The sequence below is a fragment of the Bordetella hinzii LMG 13501 genome (genome assembly GCF_001548475.1).
Lineage (GTDB): Bacteria > Pseudomonadota > Gammaproteobacteria > Burkholderiales > Burkholderiaceae_B > Bordetella > Bordetella hinzii.
Map to the genome: position 1 here is coordinate 21885 of NZ_LRUJ01000009.1, position 15991 is coordinate 37875.

14 protein-coding genes are annotated in these 15991 nt (G+C 67.8%); 6 read left to right on the forward strand and 8 right to left on the reverse strand.

Translation table 11 applies throughout. From position 1 onward, the window contains the following. The first annotated feature begins 13 nt into the window (after positions 1-13). On the forward strand, positions 14-919 hold the full coding sequence (locus AXA74_RS08100) for a BKACE family enzyme (RefSeq protein WP_032956200.1): 906 nt from the start codon (positions 14-16) through the stop codon (positions 917-919). Here AXA74_RS08100 and AXA74_RS08105 read toward each other — a convergent pair. Together AXA74_RS08105 and AXA74_RS08110 are read right to left on the reverse strand one after the other, a co-directional pair. After that, positions 916-1791, reverse strand: coding sequence for a MurR/RpiR family transcriptional regulator (locus tag AXA74_RS08105; RefSeq protein WP_032956202.1), 876 nt, complete (start codon positions 1789-1791; stop codon positions 916-918). The two genes, AXA74_RS08100 and AXA74_RS08105, sit on opposite strands and share 4 nt — an antisense overlap. A 25-nt stretch (positions 1792-1816) precedes the next feature. Then, positions 1817-3148 carry an aspartate aminotransferase family protein gene (locus tag AXA74_RS08110; RefSeq protein WP_029577378.1) on the reverse strand — a complete coding sequence of 444 codons (1332 nt, stop codon included), beginning with the start codon at positions 3146-3148 and terminating at the stop codon, positions 1817-1819. 145 nt (positions 3149-3293) lie between these two features. On the opposite strand from AXA74_RS08110, the gene AXA74_RS08115 reads away from it, so the two are divergent. Both AXA74_RS08115 and AXA74_RS08120 read left to right on the forward strand, forming a co-directional pair. Continuing rightward, on the forward strand, positions 3294-4241 hold the full coding sequence (locus AXA74_RS08115) for a Bug family tripartite tricarboxylate transporter substrate binding protein (protein WP_029577377.1): 948 nt from the start codon (positions 3294-3296) through the stop codon (positions 4239-4241). Next, positions 4238-5725, forward strand: coding sequence for a M81 family metallopeptidase (locus AXA74_RS08120; protein WP_032979391.1), 1488 nt, complete (start codon positions 4238-4240; stop codon positions 5723-5725). Before AXA74_RS08115 ends, AXA74_RS08120 begins: the two co-directional genes overlap by 4 nt. 11 nt (positions 5726-5736) lie before the next feature. Here the strand turns inward: AXA74_RS08120 and AXA74_RS08125 are convergent, their stop codons facing one another. Then, positions 5737-6672 (reverse strand): aromatic alcohol reductase, encoded by a 936-nt coding sequence (locus AXA74_RS08125; protein ID WP_048940605.1) that lies wholly within the window; start codon positions 6670-6672, stop codon positions 5737-5739. Positions 6673-6884: 212 nt separating this feature from the next. Between AXA74_RS08125 and AXA74_RS08130 the strand changes: the two genes are divergently transcribed. Continuing rightward, on the forward strand, positions 6885-7784 hold the full coding sequence (locus tag AXA74_RS08130) for a LysR family transcriptional regulator (protein ID WP_032962283.1): 900 nt from the start codon (positions 6885-6887) through the stop codon (positions 7782-7784). 7 nt (positions 7785-7791) lie between these two features. Here AXA74_RS08130 and AXA74_RS08135 read toward each other — a convergent pair whose 3' ends face one another. From AXA74_RS08135 to AXA74_RS08145, 3 genes are all read right to left on the reverse strand, one after another. Then, positions 7792-10215 (reverse strand): TonB-dependent siderophore receptor, encoded by a 2424-nt coding sequence (locus AXA74_RS08135; protein WP_032979390.1) that lies wholly within the window; start codon positions 10213-10215, stop codon positions 7792-7794. A 137-nt stretch (positions 10216-10352) separates the two neighbouring features. Continuing rightward, on the reverse strand, positions 10353-11330 hold the full coding sequence (locus tag AXA74_RS08140; protein WP_032979389.1) for a FecR family protein: 978 nt from the start codon (positions 11328-11330) through the stop codon (positions 10353-10355). Next, positions 11327-11842: a sigma-70 family RNA polymerase sigma factor gene (locus tag AXA74_RS08145; RefSeq protein WP_029577371.1), complete on the reverse strand. Its 516-nt coding sequence runs from the start codon at positions 11840-11842 to the stop codon at positions 11327-11329. The genes AXA74_RS08140 and AXA74_RS08145 overlap by 4 nt, the downstream gene beginning before the upstream one ends. Positions 11843-12173: 331 nt before the next feature. Here AXA74_RS08145 and AXA74_RS08150 point away from each other — a divergent pair, with 331 nt between their 5' ends. Beyond that, entirely contained in the window at positions 12174-13286 is a 1113-nt protein-coding gene (locus AXA74_RS08150) for a porin (RefSeq protein WP_029577370.1), read from the forward strand. A 204-nt stretch (positions 13287-13490) separates the two neighbouring features. Here the strand turns inward: AXA74_RS08150 and AXA74_RS08155 are convergent, their stop codons facing one another. Both AXA74_RS08155 and AXA74_RS08160 read right to left on the reverse strand, forming a co-directional pair. Then, on the reverse strand, positions 13491-13799 hold the full coding sequence (locus AXA74_RS08155; protein ID WP_029577369.1) for a Rieske (2Fe-2S) protein: 309 nt from the start codon (positions 13797-13799) through the stop codon (positions 13491-13493). Between the two features lie 43 nt (positions 13800-13842). Then, positions 13843-14832, reverse strand: coding sequence for a LysR family transcriptional regulator (locus AXA74_RS08160; protein WP_029577368.1), 990 nt, complete (start codon positions 14830-14832; stop codon positions 13843-13845). Between the two features lie 115 nt (positions 14833-14947). On the opposite strand from AXA74_RS08160, the gene AXA74_RS08165 reads away from it, so the two are divergent. After that, positions 14948-15991 (forward strand): histone deacetylase family protein, encoded by a 1044-nt coding sequence (locus AXA74_RS08165; RefSeq protein WP_032979388.1) that lies wholly within the window; start codon positions 14948-14950, stop codon positions 15989-15991.

Consider the following 15991-nt stretch of genomic DNA (forward strand, 5'->3'; position numbering starts at 1 on the left):
CAGGAGCCCGCGCATGAAACGTGTCATCATCACCTGTGCGCCCACCGGCGCCATCCATACGCCCAGCATGTCGCCGCATCTGCCGGTGACCGCCGGGGAGATCGCCCAGGCGGGGCTGGCGGCGGTCGAGGCCGGCGCGGCCATCCTGCACCTGCACGCGCGCGACCCGGCCGATGGCCGTCCCTCGCAAGATCCCGCGCTGTTCGAGCCCTTTCTGCGCACTATACGGTCGGCCTCGAACGCGGTCATCAACATCACGACCGGCGGCAGCCCCCACATGACGGTCGATGAGCGCTTGCGGCCAGTCATCGCCTTCCAGCCGGAGCTGGCATCGCTGAACATGGGCTCGATGAACTTCGGCCTGTATCCGATGCTGGAGCGCTTTCCCGGCCTCAAGCATGCCTGGGAAAGAGAACACCTGGAAAACAGCCGCAATCTGGTGTTCAAGAACACCTATGCCGATATCGAGCGCATCCTCACGATCGGCGCGGCCCAGGGCACCCGCTTCGAGTTCGAATGCTACGACACCAGCCATCTGTACAACCTGCGTCATTTCGTCGACCGGGGGCTGGTGTCCGGGCCGCTTTTCATCCAGTCCGTCTTCGGCGTGCTGGGAGGCATCGGCACGCATCCGGAAGACCTCATGCACATGCGGCGCACGGCCGACCGCCTGTTCGGCGACCAGTACCAGTGGTCCATCCTGGGGTCGGGGCGCGCGCAGATCCCCTTGGCCAGCATGGGCGCGGCAATGGGCTCGCATGTGCGGGTGGGCCTGGAGGATTCGCTCTGGAACGGGCCGGGGCGGCTGGCCGAAAGCAGCGCCGAGCAGGTCCGGCAGATACGCAAGGCGCTAGAGGCGTTGCACCTGGAAGTGGCCAGCCCCGACGAGGCGCGCGAGCTGCTGGCCTTGCGCGGCTAGCGCGGCCGGCTGTCCTTGAGATAGACGGCGAATTCCTTGAGCTGGGCCTCGCTCTTTTCGATCTCGCGCAGGTTGGCTCGCCCGCCGCTGGCCACCAGCAGCGCCACCAGGGTCTGGGCCACGGCCAGGGCGGGCACCACGGAAGGAAAGAGCGAGGGCGTGGCGTTGGAGACGAGGATCAGGGCCGTGGCCGGCGCGGCGATGGGCGAGACGGCGCTGTCGGTCACGCTGACGATGCGCAGGCCCCGCCCATGCGCGAACCGCACGGCCGAGACCGTGTCGCGCGCATAGGGCTCGTAGCTGAAGATCAGCAGGGCATCCTCGGGCCCGGCGTGGCGCAGATCATCCGCGAAGGTGCCCGCGATGCCCGAGAGCAGCGTGGTGTTGTGCTTGAACATGCCGCAGGCATAGTTGAAATAAAAGGCCGCCGGAAAAAGGCTGCGCAGGCCGCCCACGTAGATATGGCGCGCCTGGCCCAGCAGCCCGGCGGCGGCCTCCACGGCCTGCAGGGCGGCCGGCTCCAGCAGCGCCGCCAGATTGCGGCCATCGGCCAGCGCCAGCTCCTGCGCCAGGTGCTGGGTCTTGCCGGGGCGAGTCTGCAGCGCGGTGGCGCGTTCGGCGAAAGAGGCGCCGCCTTGCGCGAGCCAGTCGCGGTAGACGGCGCGCAGGGCCTCGTAGCCCTCGAAGCCCAGTTCGCGCGCCAGCCGGTGCATGGCGCTGGACTGCAGTCCCGCTTCGGCGGCCGCCGCCCGCATGGACAGCAGGGCGACCGATTTGGGATTGTCGATGGCATAGCGCGCGGCGCGCTGCAGGGTGGGCGGCAATTCGGCATACCGCTGCTCGATCAGTTTGTCGACCGCTGGCTTGTCCATCGATGATCCTCGTGTTCCGGAGCGCCTATTTTACGGATGCGACGACGGCGTCCAGCGCCTGGCCCAGACACTCCACGGCCGCGTCCAGCTCCTCGGCGGTCGTGAGGTAGGGCGGGGCCAGCAGGACATGATCGCCGCGTTCGCCGTCCACCGTGCCGCCGCCGGGGTAGCAGAGCAGGCCCCGCGCCAGGGCTTCCTGCTTCAGGCGGGCGTGCAGCTGCAAGGCCGGGTCGAAGGGGGTGTCGGGGTCGCGCCGGGCCACCAGCTCGATGGCCTGGAACAGGCCGCGGCCACGGATGTCGCCGACATGCGGGTGATCGCCGAAGCGTTCGCGCAGGCGGGCGCCCAGGTGCTCGCCCAGGCGGGCCGAGCGCGCGACCAGTCCGTCGCGCGCCACGATGCGCTGCACGGCCAGGGCCGCCGCGCAGGCTACCGGATGGCCCACATAGGTGTGGCCGTGCTGGAACGCGCCGCTGCCGTCCACGATGGTCTGCACGACCTTGTCATGCGCCATGACGGCGGCGATCGGCTGATAGCCGCCGCCCAGGCCCTTGGCCAGGCAGAGCAGATCGGGCGTGACCGCTTCATGCTCGAAAGCATGGTAATGGCCGGTGCGCCCCAGGCCGGACATGACCTCATCCAGGATGAGCAGCACGCCATAGCGGTCGCACACCGCCCGCATCTTGCGGAAGTAGCCGGGCACGGCGCAGACCGCGCCGGCGGTGGCGCCGACCACGGTCTCGGCAATGAAGGCGCTGACGCTGTCCGGACCCAGGGCGAGGATCTTCTGTTCCAGCTCGGCGGCCAGGCGGTCGCCGTAGGCGGCGTCGCTCTCGCCCGGCTCGCGATGGTGGCGCGCGAAGCACGCCGAGACATGGTGGCTCTCGGGCAGCAGCGGCTGGTAGAGGGCGCGGCGGCCGCGGTGCCCGCCGATCGCCAGCGCGCCCAGGGTGTTGCCGTGATAGCTCTGCCACCGCGCGATGGTGTGGCGGCGCTGCGGCTGGCCGCGCTCCACATGGTATTGGCGCGCCATCTTGAGCGCGGTTTCCACCGCCTCCGAACCGCTGGACAGGAAATACACCTGCGACAGGCCGGCCGGGGAGCGGCTGGCCAGCAGCTCGGCCAGGGCCTCGGCGGGTTCGGAGGTGAAGAAGCTGGTGTGGGCGTATTCCAGCTGGCGGATCTGGGCGATGACCGCCTCGGCGACCTCGGGATGGCCGTGGCCCAGGCAGGAGACGGCCGCGCCGCCCGAGCCATCGTAATAGCGCCGGCCCTGGGCGTCGATCAAGAAACTGCCCTGGCCGCGCAGGGCGAGGGCGGGCGGTTTGCGGGGCGTGCGATGAAAGATGTGGGTCATGGCCGGGCCTGTTGACGGTCGGAGGGAGTGGATCATATGATTCATCCTAGCAAAATTTAGATCATATGATCAACCGCGGCAGGGCCGCGATCCGCCAGAGGGGTCAAATATGCGCAGTTTCCGGGGCAGGGTTTTCAGGGTATGGATGGCGCCGCTCATGCTGGCGATGCTGGGCGCGGCGCAGGCCGCGCCGCCATGGCCGGCCGGACCGGTCAAGCTGGTGGTGCCGTTCGCGGCCGGCGGCACCACGGACCTGCTGGCGCGCATCGTGGCCGAAGGCTTGTCCAAGGGACTGGAGCAGACGGTCATCGTCGAGAACAAGCCGGGGGCGGGCGCCAATATCGGCGCGGCCGAGGTGGCGCGCGCCGCGCCCGACGGCTATACCCTGCTCATGGGCACGCCCGGCCCCTTGGCCATCAACCCTTATATCTACCCCAAGATGAGTTTCGATCCTGCGCGCGATTTCGCGGCGGTGTCGTACGTGGCCGATGTGCCCAATGTCATCCTCACCCACCCGGCCAGCGGCATCAAGGACATCCCGGATCTGTTGGCGCGCGCGCGCCGCGAGCCCGGCAAACTGAACTGGGGCTCGCCGGGGGTGGGCAGCACTGGCCATATCGCGCTGGAGCTGCTCAAACAGCTGGCCAAGGTGGACATCTCGCATGTGCCCTACAAGGGCGCGTCCCAAGCCTCGGCCGATCTGTTGGCCGGCCATATCGAGCTGGCCGGCGACAATGTGCCCACGGCGCTGGAGAATGTCCGCGCCGGCAAGCTGGTGGCGTTGGGCGTGGCCAGCCAGCAGGAGATCGAAGTGCTGCCCGGTGTGCGGCCGGTCGGCCAGACCGTGCCGGGTTATCTGCTGCCGTCGTGGTTCGTCATCGTGGCGCCGGCCGGCACGCCCCAGCCCGTGGTCGACCGGATCGCCGCCACCATCGATGCGTTCGAGCGCCAGCCGGCCACCGTCGAGAAGTTCCGCGCGCTGGGCGCCGTGCCCGTGGGCGGCAAGCCCGAGCGGCTGGCCGCCCACCTGAAAGCCGAGCAAGCGCGCTACGGCGAGCTGCTCAAGGACATGAAAGGGAATATCCAGCAATGAGCACCAAGCGACTTGCCGTGGCGCGTTTCTGGTTCGAGGGCAATGCCTTCGGGCCGGTGCCGGCGACCCAGGCCCGCTTCGACGAATATGAATGGCAGGCCGGCGTCCAGGCGCTCGAGGCCATGCGTGGCACGGCCACCGAGTTGGGCGCGGTCGCCCATTTCGCCGATGAACATCCCGATTGGGAGGTGGTCGTCCTGCGCTGCGCCGCGGCCCTGCCCGCCGGGCCCATCGCCGAGGATGTCCTGCAGCGATTTCTGGGCGAGGTGGAGGCCGGCCTGGCCCGGGGCCGCTGGGACGCCGTCTATCTTTCCCTGCATGGCGCGGCCATCACCGCCGGGCGCGAGACCCCCGAGCTGGACATCGCGCGCCGGGTGCGCGAGTGGCTGCCGGATGTCCCGCTGGGCGCCAGCTTCGATCTGCACGGCAACCTCCCGCCGGCCTGGGCCGAGGTGCTGGATGTGGCCTCGGTCTATCGCACGCATCCCCATGTGGACATGGCCGAGACGGCCGCCCGCGTGCTCGATGGACTGGTCCGCTGCGCGACCGAAGGCCTGCGCACGGCGCGGGTCCTGCTCAACGAGGGCGTGATCCTGCCCAGCATCAATATGCGCACCGCGCCGGGCGGCCCGATGCACACGCTGGAGCAGGCCGCCCGCGAGGCCACCGTCGCGCCCGTGCTGGAGGTCGCCGTCTTCGGCGGCTTCCCCTATGCGGACACCGCCGCCACCGGGGCGGCCGTGTTCGCCATCAGCGATGCGCGCGCCGATCCGGACGGCGCGGCGGCGCGCCGCGCCGCGCGCGCCGTGATGGACCGCATCCATGCGTTGGCGGCCGACTTCCGCGTCAGCCTGCCCGACCCGGCCCAGGCGCTGGCGCACGCGCTGGCCAGCCCTCTGCCCGGCCTGATCGCGGTGACGGACTCCGGCGACAACCCCTTGTCCGGCGGGGCGGGCGACACCCCCGGGCTGTTCGCGGCCTTGGTGGCCGCCCGGCCGCGGGTGCCCACGCTGTTCGCCAGCTTTGCCGATCCGCGGGCCGTCGCCGCGGCGCGCCAGGCCGGCGTCGGCCAGACGGTCGCGCTGACGCTGGGCGGGCGCAATGGCCCGCGGTTCGGCGCGGGCGTGCCCGTGCGGGCGGTGGTGCGGCGCCTGACCGATGGCGAATTCGTCAATAGCGGGCCCATGCACCATGGGGTGGCGCGCAGCTGTGGCGCGAGCGCGCTCTTGCAGCTGGCGGACCTGCCCGAGGTGTCCGTCATCGTGACCGAGCGCGTGGTGGCCGGCGATGACCCGGCGTTCTATGCCTTGCACGGCGTGGATACGGCGCGGCTGCGGCTGCTCTGCGTCAAGGCCAAGAACCACTTCCGCGCCGCCTTCGCGCAACGCTGCGCGGAGATCATCGATTGCGATGCGCCCGGCCCGGCCTGCCTGGATCTGTCCAGGCTGCCTTTCAGGCATCGCCATATCCCAGCGGGATACTGAGGGGCGGCCCGTCACGCCGGCGGCCGGCCCGGCGCGTCTCGGGCCGCGCCCAGCAGTGTGGACAGGTAATGCGCGACATCCTCGGTGTCATGGCCATGGCGGGCATTGAAAGTGCCGGACTTCTCCCACCACATTCCATCACCCCGCGCGAAGGCGACGCGGTAGCGCCGCATGACATCGTCGGGCGCCTCGCGCAGGTCGGCGCGCAGCTTGTCCAGGGTCCATAGGGTTTTGTCGAAGGTCTGTCCCGTCGAGCGTTCCAGCACCTGCGCCAGTTCGCCATAGGAAAGCGTGTCGCCGGCAACAAAGACCACCTCGTTGGCAATGCGCGGTTCGGCCATCAAGATGGCCGCGGTCAGCTGGCCGATGTCCCGCGGCGAAGTCACGGTCACCTTGGTGTCCCAGCTGCCCAGCCCGTGCACGGTTTTGCGGGCCAGGTCCACCACGCCGAATGCCGGCTCGAACAGAAAGCTCGTGAACATGCCCGTCGAGACGATCACCCATTCCGTCCGCCGCTGGGCGCGCAGCAATTGACGCACCTCGTATTGCTCGTCGAAGACCGGTTGGCCGCTGCCCCGGCCCACTACGTCATAGTCCACGCCAAACTGCCAGGGCACATAGCGCTCGACACCCGCGCCGAGGACGGCGCGAGTGATCTTGAGCTGGGTCCCCGGCCCGGCCACAAAGCCGGTGCAATTGATAATGGTCTTGTAGCGCCGGAACAGGTTCTGCAAGGCGGCTTCGTCCGCGGAGAGGTCAAAGCCGATGACGTTCACTCCCAGCTGCCGCAGTTCGGCGTCCGGCCCCTCGGCCGAGTGTGGCGACACGAGCGCCGTGACGGGTCTGTGCGGGGGGCGGACGCGCGGGGCGAGCGCCCGCAGCACGGCCATGCCCAACTGGCCGGCCCCGAGCACGAGAATAGCCTGGTGTTGCGAGTCATGAGACATGGTTATTATTTCCGGATTTCAAATGGAGTGGAGGCGGGGCGACGGAGAATCACCAGCTGTCGCCAGCGTTATCCTGAAAAAAACCCCGTTTTTTCCATCATGAGCGAAATCCAGGATGCGAAAAAGCCTTCTACGAGCACTTTACTGTTTGAATAAAGACAATAATCATGCGGCAGCGGGCAGGCGTCTCGGCTGCCCGGGGAGTCATCAAGATGGATAGACTGCAGGCCATGCAGACGTTCGTGAGGGTCATCGAGGCGGGCAGCTTCAGGCAGGCCGCCGACACGCTGGGCGTGTTGCCTTCGACCGTGACGCGGACCATCCAGGAGCTGGAGGCCCACCTGGGCGCAAGGCTGCTGAATCGGACCACGCGCGCACTGAGCGCCACCGATGCCGGGCTGCGCTACTACGACAGCTGCAAAGCGCTGTTGCGCGGCGTGCAAGAGGCCGAAGCGTCGGTCGCGCAGCGGGCGGGGCCCCTGCGCGGCACTATCAAGATCGGCGCCACGTCATCCCTGGCCAGGCATTTCATCATCCCGGCGCTGCCGGCGTTCTCGCGCCGGCATCCCCGGATCGACCTTGAGTTCCACCTGGCCGATGCTCCCATCGATCTCGTCCAGCAAGGGATCGACTGTGTCATCAGGACGGGGCCGCCGCAGCCCTCGCAGCTGGTCGCCCGGCGCGTCGGCCGATTCGATTGGCAAGTGTGCGCTTCGCCGGACTATCTCGCGCGCAACGGTGTGCCCGAGAGCCCGCAAGCGCTCCGGCAGCATACCGCCGTGGGCTATATCGGCGGTCGTCCCGGACGCTATGCCGCCTGGGTTTTCCGCGGCGCCGACGGCCTGCTCGCCATCGAAATGAAAGAGACCGTCCGCGTCACCGATACCGACGCCTATGTGGCCGCCGGACTCGCCGGACTGGGCCTGATCCGCGTGGCCGGCTACATGGTGCGCGAGCACCTGGCCGAGGGCCGCCTGGTCCGGCTGCTGGACACCGCCGAGGCGCCTTCGGAGCCAATCTCCATCCTGTATCCGCAAAGCCGGCATCTTTCGCCGGCCGTCCGCGCCTTCATCGATTGGAGCAGTGACGTCATCGCCAGCCTGTCTGCCTAGGAGCGCGCTACCAGCGATAGGCCAGCTTGGCCATGATGGTGCGTTCCAGGCCGTAGTAGCAGTTGGTGGCGCTGTCGCAGGCGGCGACATAGCGTTTGTCGAACAGATTGCTTGCGTTCAACGACAGCTGGTATTGGCCGATGTCATAGCGCAAGGCCGCGTCCACCAGGGTGTAGGCGGGCACGCCGACGGTGTCCGGGATGTCGTTGGTCGAGCCCATGTAGCGCACGCCGGCGCCTAGCCAGAGGCCGGCCAGCGGCCCGCTGGAGGCCAGGCGGTAGTCGGCCCACAAGGAGGCCATGTGGTCGGGTATATAGGGCGGGCGTTTGCCGCGATTGACCGCCGTGGCCGCCGCCTTGGTGACTTTCACGTCGTTATAGGTGTAGGAGGCCATGAGATTGAACCTTGGCGTGACCTCCCAGCTGCCTTCCAGTTCGATGCCGCGGGAGCGCACCTCGCCGGTTTGGACGCTAAACCCGGGATGGGCGATGTCGGCCGTCAGGACATTGCGCTGTCGTAGGTCGAACAGCGAAACCTGGGCGAAGCCGCGCGCGCCCTGCGGCTGGTACTTGACGCCGACTTCATACTGCTTGCCGCGCGTGGGCTTGAAGGGCGAGCCGCCAAAGTCCGTGCCGCTGGTGGGCTCGAAGGACTCCGTATAGGAGGCATAGGGAGCGAGGCCATTGGGAGCCAGGTAGACCAGGCCGATCTTGCCGCTGAATTGTTCGTCATCCGCGCGCGTGCTGCGCACCGCCCCTGTGGACAGCGTCGTTTCGTCGGTGCGGGAGCGGGCCCAGTCATAGCGGCCGGCCACCTGCACAGCCCAGCGGTCGTAGAGTTTCAACTGTTCTTGCGCGTAGAGACCGAACTGGCGGCGGACCTGGCCGGTACCGTTGGAGGCTTGGGGACGCGCGCCAGGGAAGGGCGCGCCATACACCGGATCAAAGGCATCGATCGGGTTTACGGGCGCCGTGCGCAAGCCATAGAGACGGTCAAGGCGCGACTCCTGGTAATCGGCGCCTAGCAGCAGCGTATGCTCGGCCGGGCCGTGGCGCAGATTGAATTGAGCCTGATTGTCGAGCGAGAAAAGATGGAAGCCCTCCTTGCTGACCAGGGAAATGCGGCGCAGATCCGTATAGGGTTCGCGAACCTGCACCCAGCCTCCATTGGCGCCCAGGCTGCGGTAATCGACCTCCAGGGTGGAGTAGCGCAGGTTTTGCCGCAGCGTGACCGTGTCGTTGACCCTGTGTTCGGCCAGGTACCCCACCTGTATCTTGCGCCGGTCCGTCTTGTCGAAACTGGGGTCGCCGGAGAAAAAGTCCACCGGGATATGGCCGTTGGCCACGGGCCAGAGGGTGCCGGCGGCGGGCAGGAAGTTGGCCGTGTTGCCGGTGCGATCGTGCTGGTATTGCGCCAGCAGCGTGATCGAGGTGTCAGCGTTGGGCCGCCAGGTAAGCGAGGGCGCCAGCAGGACGCGGTCGTCGTCAACGTGGTTGGTCTGGGTGCCGCCCTGGCGTCCGACCGCTGTCAGGCGGTAGAGCCAATGGCCATCGTCATCCAGCGGCCCGGTGATGTCGCCCGAGATCTGCTTGCGGTCGAAGCTGCCATACTGTACGGCCAGCTCGCCGCCGCGCGTGTCCTGAGGGCGTTTGCTGACCTGATTGACAAGCCCGCCGGGCACGGTCTGGCCATAGAGCACCGACGACGGTCCGCGCAGGACTTCCAGCCGCTCCAGCGTATAGGGATCGACTTCCCAGCCGCCATAACCGCCCGGATAGGCCAGCTTCAGGCCGTCCAGATATTGGCCGTTGTTCGCCACATTGAAACCGCGCACATAGTAAGTGCCGCGGCGCGTGTCGTAGATGGGCTCGGTGCGCACGCCGGCGCTGTAGCGCAAGGCTTCATCCACCCGGCCGACCCCCTGGGCCTGCATCTGCGCCTGGGAAATGACGCTGACGGACTGCGGCGTCTCGATCAACGGCGTGTCGGTCTTGGTGGCGGTGGCGCTGCGGGAAGCGATATAGCCGTCGACCGGTCCCCAGGCTTGTTCGCCGCCTTGCACGGCAATCGGCGCCAACGTGCTGACGTCTCCCGTGGGCAGCCGCTGCAGGGTATAGCTGCCGGGGCCGCACGGGATCGCCTTGAGGCCCGTTCCCGCCAGCAGGCTCGCGAATGCCTGCTCGGGACTCGGGCTGCCGGACAGGGCCTGGCTGCGCAGGCCGGCGGTGAGCGCCGGGTCGAAAGACAGCGTCAGGCGGGCCTGTTCCGCATAGGTGTTCAGTGCCGCTGTCAGGGGGCCGGCCGGGATATCCACCCGGGGCGCGGCGGCCGGCTGGAGCAAAGCTTGCGCATGGGCCGCGGGGTATGAGCAGGCGGCGGCGAGGGCGGCGCATAGCGCCAGGGCGCGCCCGCGCGGGGCAAGGTGACTCATGGGGGCCTCTCCAGATTGAAGGTTTCTCATGAGTCATGACGAAGCAGGCGGCCCGAGGGACAGCGCGGATACAAAAAAAACTGTCCGCCCCGGGTTTTCCCGCGGCCTTCCCGCCGCGGACGCGCCGCGAGGAAGCCTTACGGTGCCGTCGCAGCGGGGGCGCGCGGGCGAACCGTGACCAGCCAGGGGGTGTAGCGCCTGATCATGATCGGCAGGCTGGAGGCCAGCGAGTCGAGCGCCCGGTCGGGCGCGTCCAGCGGGAAGACACCCGAGACGCGCAGGTCGGCCAGGGCGGCCGCATCGTACTGCAGGCGGCCAGGCCGGTAGCGGCCTAGTTCGGCCAGTACCTCGGCCAGCGGCCGGTCGTCGACCACCAGGCTGTGCCGCGTCCAGGCCAGGGCACGCTGCGGGTCGATCCCGGCCAGGTTCTGCACCCGACCGCCGCTCAGGCGCACGCGCTGGCCGGCCGACAGCTCGGCGCACGGCGGTTGGGCGGCGCAGGCGCGCACGCGCGACTCGGCCACGGTGACATCGGTGTGTTCGGCCTCACGGCGCACAAGGTAGCGGGTGCCCAGCGCCTGCGCCGTGCCGTCGGCGGTCTGGACCACAAAGGGGCGTTTTCCGCGCGCGACGTCGACCAGGACCTCGCCCTGCCGCAAGACGACCAGGCGTTGGCTATCGTCAAAGCGGATGTCGATGGCCGAATCGGTGTTGAGCGTGATGCGGCTGTGATCCTCCAGTTCGATCACGCGCCATTCGCCCACGCGGGTGTGGTGGTCGGCCAGGAGCCAGCCGGGAGAGGCCAGCTGCCACAGCACGGCCGCGCCCAGCAGCAGGGCCAGCGCGGCGGCGCCCGCCTTGGCGCGCGCCGGCGCGCGCCGCCGCTTTGCCGTCGCCTCTTCGAGCAGGCGCCGGGCCGTGGCGGGCGATGCGCAGGCCGCGGCCTTCTCGAAATCTTCCCATAGGGCCTGCAGGCCGCGATAGGCGCGTTCGTGCGCGGGGTCGGCCTGGCGCCACTGAAGACAGGCTTCGCGCTCGGCCTCGGTGGCGGATTCCTCGCCCAGCCGCGCCATCCAGTCGGCGGCCCGGGCCACGATTTCGGGGCGGGGCGTCACGGCGTCTCCGAGACCAGGTAGCAGTGGGCGAGCGCCCGCGCGACATATTGCTTGACCATGCTGGCGGACACGCCCAGTTCGGCGGCGATCTCGTGATAGGTCCAGCCGTCGAGACGGTGCAGCAGGAATGCGGTGCGTGGCTTGGGCGGCAGGTCATCGAGCAGCCGCGCCAGCCGCGCCAGCGTCTCGACGGTTTGCAACAGCTGTTCGGGGGAGGGGGCCTGGGCTTCGCCGTGCAGCACGGTCCAGCTCTCCAGGCAGGCTGATTCGATCTTGCGGCGCCGGGCATCGTCGATCAAGAGCCGCGTGGCCGTCGTGGTCAGGAACGCCCGCGGCGTGCGGATCCGTTCCAGATCGGCATGGCTGGCCAGGCGCAGGAACGTATCCTGCGCGAAGTCCATCGCGTCGCAGGCCGAGCCCAGTTTGCGGCGCAGCCAACCGACCAGCCAGCCGTGATGATCGCAATACCACGTCAGGAGCGCGGCGTGGCGGACGGGATCGGAGGAGGGCATGGCGCGCAATAGTGATTGAAAATAAGAACGATTCCCAATCATATCAAAAAGGCACTCCCCTGCGCAGGCTGCGAACAAGGCCGCCGGTCAGTCCGGCGGTGCGGTGTCGATGCCGCTCGCTCAGGGTCTTGATAGCACAGTGCCATGACGGGCGTTTTTAGCGCGGCACGCTTTTACATTGCGTGCCCGTCGCGCCACAGTCCGTGGCGGGTCGGCGGGGATTCGGGGTTTGTCACCGAATGTCCAAATGCGACTTCTAGTATTTGCATCCGCGGCGCCGCCGTCTTCCGGACGGCTTGGCGCCTGCCTCTTCAAATCCAAGGAACATCGCATGAAAAAGACTTTGCTCGCAGCCGCCGTCCTCGCCACCATGGCGGGCGCCGCCCAAGCCGAAACCACCGTGACGCTCTACGGCCTGATCGATACCGGCCTGGCCTATCAGCGCCTCTCGGGCCCGAACGACTACCGCGAATCCAAGGTCGGCATGACCAACGGCGTGTCCAGCGGTTCGCGCTGGGGCCTGCGCGGCACCGAAGACCTGGGCGATGGCCTGAGCGCGGTGTTCACGCTGGAAAGCGGCTTCAACTCGGCCAACGGCCAGTCGGGCCAGAGCACCCGCCTGTTCGGCCGCCAGGCGACCCTGGGCCTCAAGAGCAGCGCCTGGGGCCTGCTGGAGTTCGGCCGCCAGACCAATATCGCCTCAAAGTATTTCGGCGCGATCGATCCCTTCGGCGCCAGCTACGGCCAGGCCACGGTCGGCACCGCCTTCAGCGCCGCCAACACGGTCCGCTACGACAATATGGTCATGTACCAGACCCCGTCGTTCAGCGGCTTCCAGGCCGGCGTGGGCTATTCGTTCAACGTGGCCGACACCACCGCCGCCCAGACCGGCTTCAAGACCAACCAGAATACGCGCGGCATCACCGCCGGCCTGCGCTATGTGAACGGTCCGCTGAACGTGGCCCTCACCTACGACCAGCTCAACATGGCGGACCAGCTCAAGACCGACACCTCGCCCAAGTCGTGGATCCTGGGCGGTTCGTATGACTTCGAAGTGGTCAAGCTGGCCCTGGCCTTTGGCCAGACCCGCGACGGCTGGTTCACCGGCACGGGGGTCAACGCCTTCGGCAGCGGCAGCCCGGAAGCCTCCGGCTTCCCGAGCAACACCGCCAAGGCCGACTTCAAGGCCAATTCCTACCTGGTGGGCCTGAGCGCGCCGATCGGTGGCGCCAGCAACGTCTTGTTCTCGTGGCAGCGCGTCGATCCCAAGAACGACCTGTTGACCAAGGACGACGCCACGATGAATGTCTACAGCCTGGGCTATACCTACGACCTGTCCAAGCGCACCAATCTGTACGGCATGGTTTCTTACGCGACCAACTTCGCCTTCCAGGATGAGGTGAAGAGCACGGTGGTCGGCGTTGGCCTGCGTCATCGCTTCTAAGCCCTGACCCGGACCGGACGGCATCGTTGCTTGCCGCCGGTCCGCGCGACCGGGCTCGGCTGAGCGGGCTGGGCGTCTTACCCGGCCACAGACGCGAAAAAAGCGGCCACCTCCCTAGCTCCATCCCCAGTCCGCTCAGCCGAGCCTGTCGTCGCTGGCCCTTCGTCCCGGCACCGGGACGAAGGGCTGGGTGTTTTGGGGGCTTCAGTCGGGAAGCTCCACCCAGACCTGGCCTTCGGCCATCTTGACCGGATAGACGGGCAGCGGCTCGCGCGCCGGTCCATCGAGCACCTCGCCGGTCTTCACATCGAAGACCGCCTGGTGCAAGGGACATTCGATACAGCCGTCTTCAAGGTAGCCGTCCGTCATGTAGGCATGCTGGTGCGTACAGATGTTGCCGGTGGCGAAGACAGCGTCGCCCACTTTGCACAAGGCGATGTCGCGTCCGGCGATTTCGACGCCCAGCATGGTTTTGCCGTTCAGGTCGGCCGATGCGGCGGGATGCCACGTCATGTTGCGGTTCTCCAGTGTGTGAGTAGAAAGAAAACGTGGGAAATCAGCGGGGTTCGGACAGTTCGACGGCGTAGATGCGCGCCTCGATGGGCTTGGCCGCCGTCACTTCCTGCATCACCCGGACGAAAGCCTGTTCGGCGCGCGAGAGCTGCGCCTTGGGGTTGCTGACCAGATAGACGTCGATGGGCGTCGGGTGCTCGAAGGGCGGCAGCCGCCACAGCAGGCCATCGCGCACATCGCGCGCGGCCACATGCAGGGGCAGGGCGCCCACGCCCAGGCCGGCCAGCACCATGCGGCGGACTTCCTCCAGGTGGTCCGATATGCCCCGGAAAGGCATGGCCAGCTTGGCCTGGCGGTACATGCCGTTGATGGTCTGCAGCACTTCCGAGGCGGCCACCACCTTGAACGACACCGCGTTGTGGCCGGCCAGGTCTTCGAGCTTGAGGCCGCGCTTGCCGAACAGCGGGTGGCGCGGGCCGCAGAACAGGCCGAAGTACTCCTGGTAGAGATGGAAATACTCCAGCTCCGCGACTTTGCTGCAGGCCAGCGACACGCCAAAGTTGATGGACCGGTTGAGCAGCGATTCGATCAGCGCCGAACTGGGCTGCAGGCAGATGTCCAGCGCGACCTGCGGGTAGCGCTGGTGAAAGGTGGCCAGGGTGTCGTCGATGATGTCGCTGACGATGTGGCTGGCCATGTGCAGCTGCAGCGTGCCGGCGATGGCCGAAGGATCTTCGCCGATAAGGCCGGGGATGTTGCGGATGGTGTGGAAGATCTCGCGGCATTCGCGATGCAGCAGCGCCCCTGTCTCCGAGAGGCTGAAGCGGGTGGAGCTGCGCTGCACCAGCTGCGTGCCCATGGTCTCTTCCAGGCGCTTGAGCGCGGCGCTGACCGCTGGCTGGGTGCGCCCCAGGATGTCGGCCGCCGCCGAGATGCCCTGCGCTTCGGCGATCACCAGAAAAGTGCGTAACAGGTTCCAGTCCAGGCTGCGGGCCAGCGAGCTTTCGGTCAGGAGTTTGGAGACAGGCTGCATCGGAGTTCTAGGGATATAAATGGTATTTATGATTGGATAATCAAAATCCATTTGATTTATATGACACGCTACCGGAACATGCGCATCGGGTCAACGATTCAATGGAAGCGTCGCGATGCATGTGGTTTACGCCGATCAACAGCAGCAACATCAGCCCGAGCATTTCATGGTGGCCGGCCGCGTGCGGCCCAATCCGGATGTCCCGGCGCGCCTGGCCGGGCTGCGCGAAGGCGTGGCGGCCATGGGTTACGCCATCCATGCGCCCGCGGACTTCGGCCTGCAATATCTGAGCCGCGTGCATACGGCGCGCTATCTGGATTTTCTTGAGCACGCGCATGCCTTGTGGTCCCGGCTGCCCAATGCCGGCCCGGAAGTCGTCCCCAACGCCCATCCCCGCCGGCCCGATGCGCCCTATCCGCGCGGCATCGTCGGGCGGGCGGGCTTCCATATGTATGACCTGGCCTGCGCCATCGGCCCGCACACCTGGCAGGCCATGCGCTGGGGCGCCAACAGCGCAGCCAGCGCCGCGCGCGGCGTGGCCCAGGGCCGGATGGACGCGGCCTATGCGCTGTGCCGCTCGCCGGGCCACCACGCGGGCCCCGAATACGCGGGCGGCTTCTGCTATCTGAACGGAACGGCGGTGGCCGCCGAAGTGCTGCGCGAGCGCTTCGACCGCGTGGCCATCATCGACGTCGATGTGCATCACGGCAATGGCACCCAGGACATCTTCTATGCGCGCGGCGATGTGCTGACCATTTCGCTGCATGGCGACACCGCCGAGTTCTACCCCTTCTATTGGGGCAGCTCCGAGGAGCGCGGCCAGGGCGAAGGCGAGGGCGCCAATCTCAATATTCCGCTGGCGCGCGGCACGGCCGACGCGGCCTACCTGGCGCAGCTGTCGGCGGCGCTGGAGCGCGCCTCGCAGTGGGGCGCCCAGGCCCTGGTGGTGGCCCTGGGCTTTGACGGCTATGAGCGCGATCCGCTGGCCTGGCTGTCCATCAGCACCGACGGCTTCGGGCGCATCGCCCGGGCGCTGGCCGGCCTGGGCCTGCCCACCGTGCTGGTGCAGGAGGGCGGCTATATGTGCGAAGACCTCGCCGCCAATCTGCGCAGTTTCATGACGAATTTTGAAGCCGCCCACCGTGTGGAGCGGGGTTGA

Excerpts from the sequence above, each read along its gene's own strand:
- AXA74_RS08125 (WP_048940605.1), bottom strand. The coding sequence starts at position 6,672 with ATGTCTCATGACTCGCAACACCAGGCTATTCTCGTGCTCGGGGCCGGC.
- AXA74_RS08145 (WP_029577371.1), bottom strand. The coding sequence starts at position 11,842 with ATGCCCTCCTCCGATCCCGTCCGCCACGCCGCGCTCCTGACGTGGTAT.
- AXA74_RS08130 (WP_032962283.1), top strand. The coding sequence starts at position 6,885 with ATGGATAGACTGCAGGCCATGCAGACGTTCGTGAGGGTCATCGAGGCG.
- AXA74_RS08150 (WP_029577370.1), top strand. The coding sequence starts at position 12,174 with ATGAAAAAGACTTTGCTCGCAGCCGCCGTCCTCGCCACCATGGCGGGC.
- AXA74_RS08115 (WP_029577377.1), top strand. The coding sequence starts at position 3,294 with ATGGCGCCGCTCATGCTGGCGATGCTGGGCGCGGCGCAGGCCGCGCCG.
- AXA74_RS08160 (WP_029577368.1), bottom strand. The coding sequence starts at position 14,832 with ATGCAGCCTGTCTCCAAACTCCTGACCGAAAGCTCGCTGGCCCGCAGC.
- AXA74_RS08105 (WP_032956202.1), bottom strand. The coding sequence starts at position 1,791 with ATGGACAAGCCAGCGGTCGACAAACTGATCGAGCAGCGGTATGCCGAA.
- AXA74_RS08110 (WP_029577378.1), bottom strand. The coding sequence starts at position 3,148 with ATGACCCACATCTTTCATCGCACGCCCCGCAAACCGCCCGCCCTCGCC.
- AXA74_RS08120 (WP_032979391.1), top strand. The coding sequence starts at position 4,238 with ATGAGCACCAAGCGACTTGCCGTGGCGCGTTTCTGGTTCGAGGGCAAT.
- AXA74_RS08100 (WP_032956200.1), top strand. The coding sequence starts at position 14 with ATGAAACGTGTCATCATCACCTGTGCGCCCACCGGCGCCATCCATACG.
- AXA74_RS08155 (WP_029577369.1), bottom strand. The coding sequence starts at position 13,799 with ATGACGTGGCATCCCGCCGCATCGGCCGACCTGAACGGCAAAACCATG.
- AXA74_RS08165 (WP_032979388.1), top strand. The coding sequence starts at position 14,948 with ATGCATGTGGTTTACGCCGATCAACAGCAGCAACATCAGCCCGAGCAT.
- AXA74_RS08135 (WP_032979390.1), bottom strand. The coding sequence starts at position 10,215 with ATGAGTCACCTTGCCCCGCGCGGGCGCGCCCTGGCGCTATGCGCCGCC.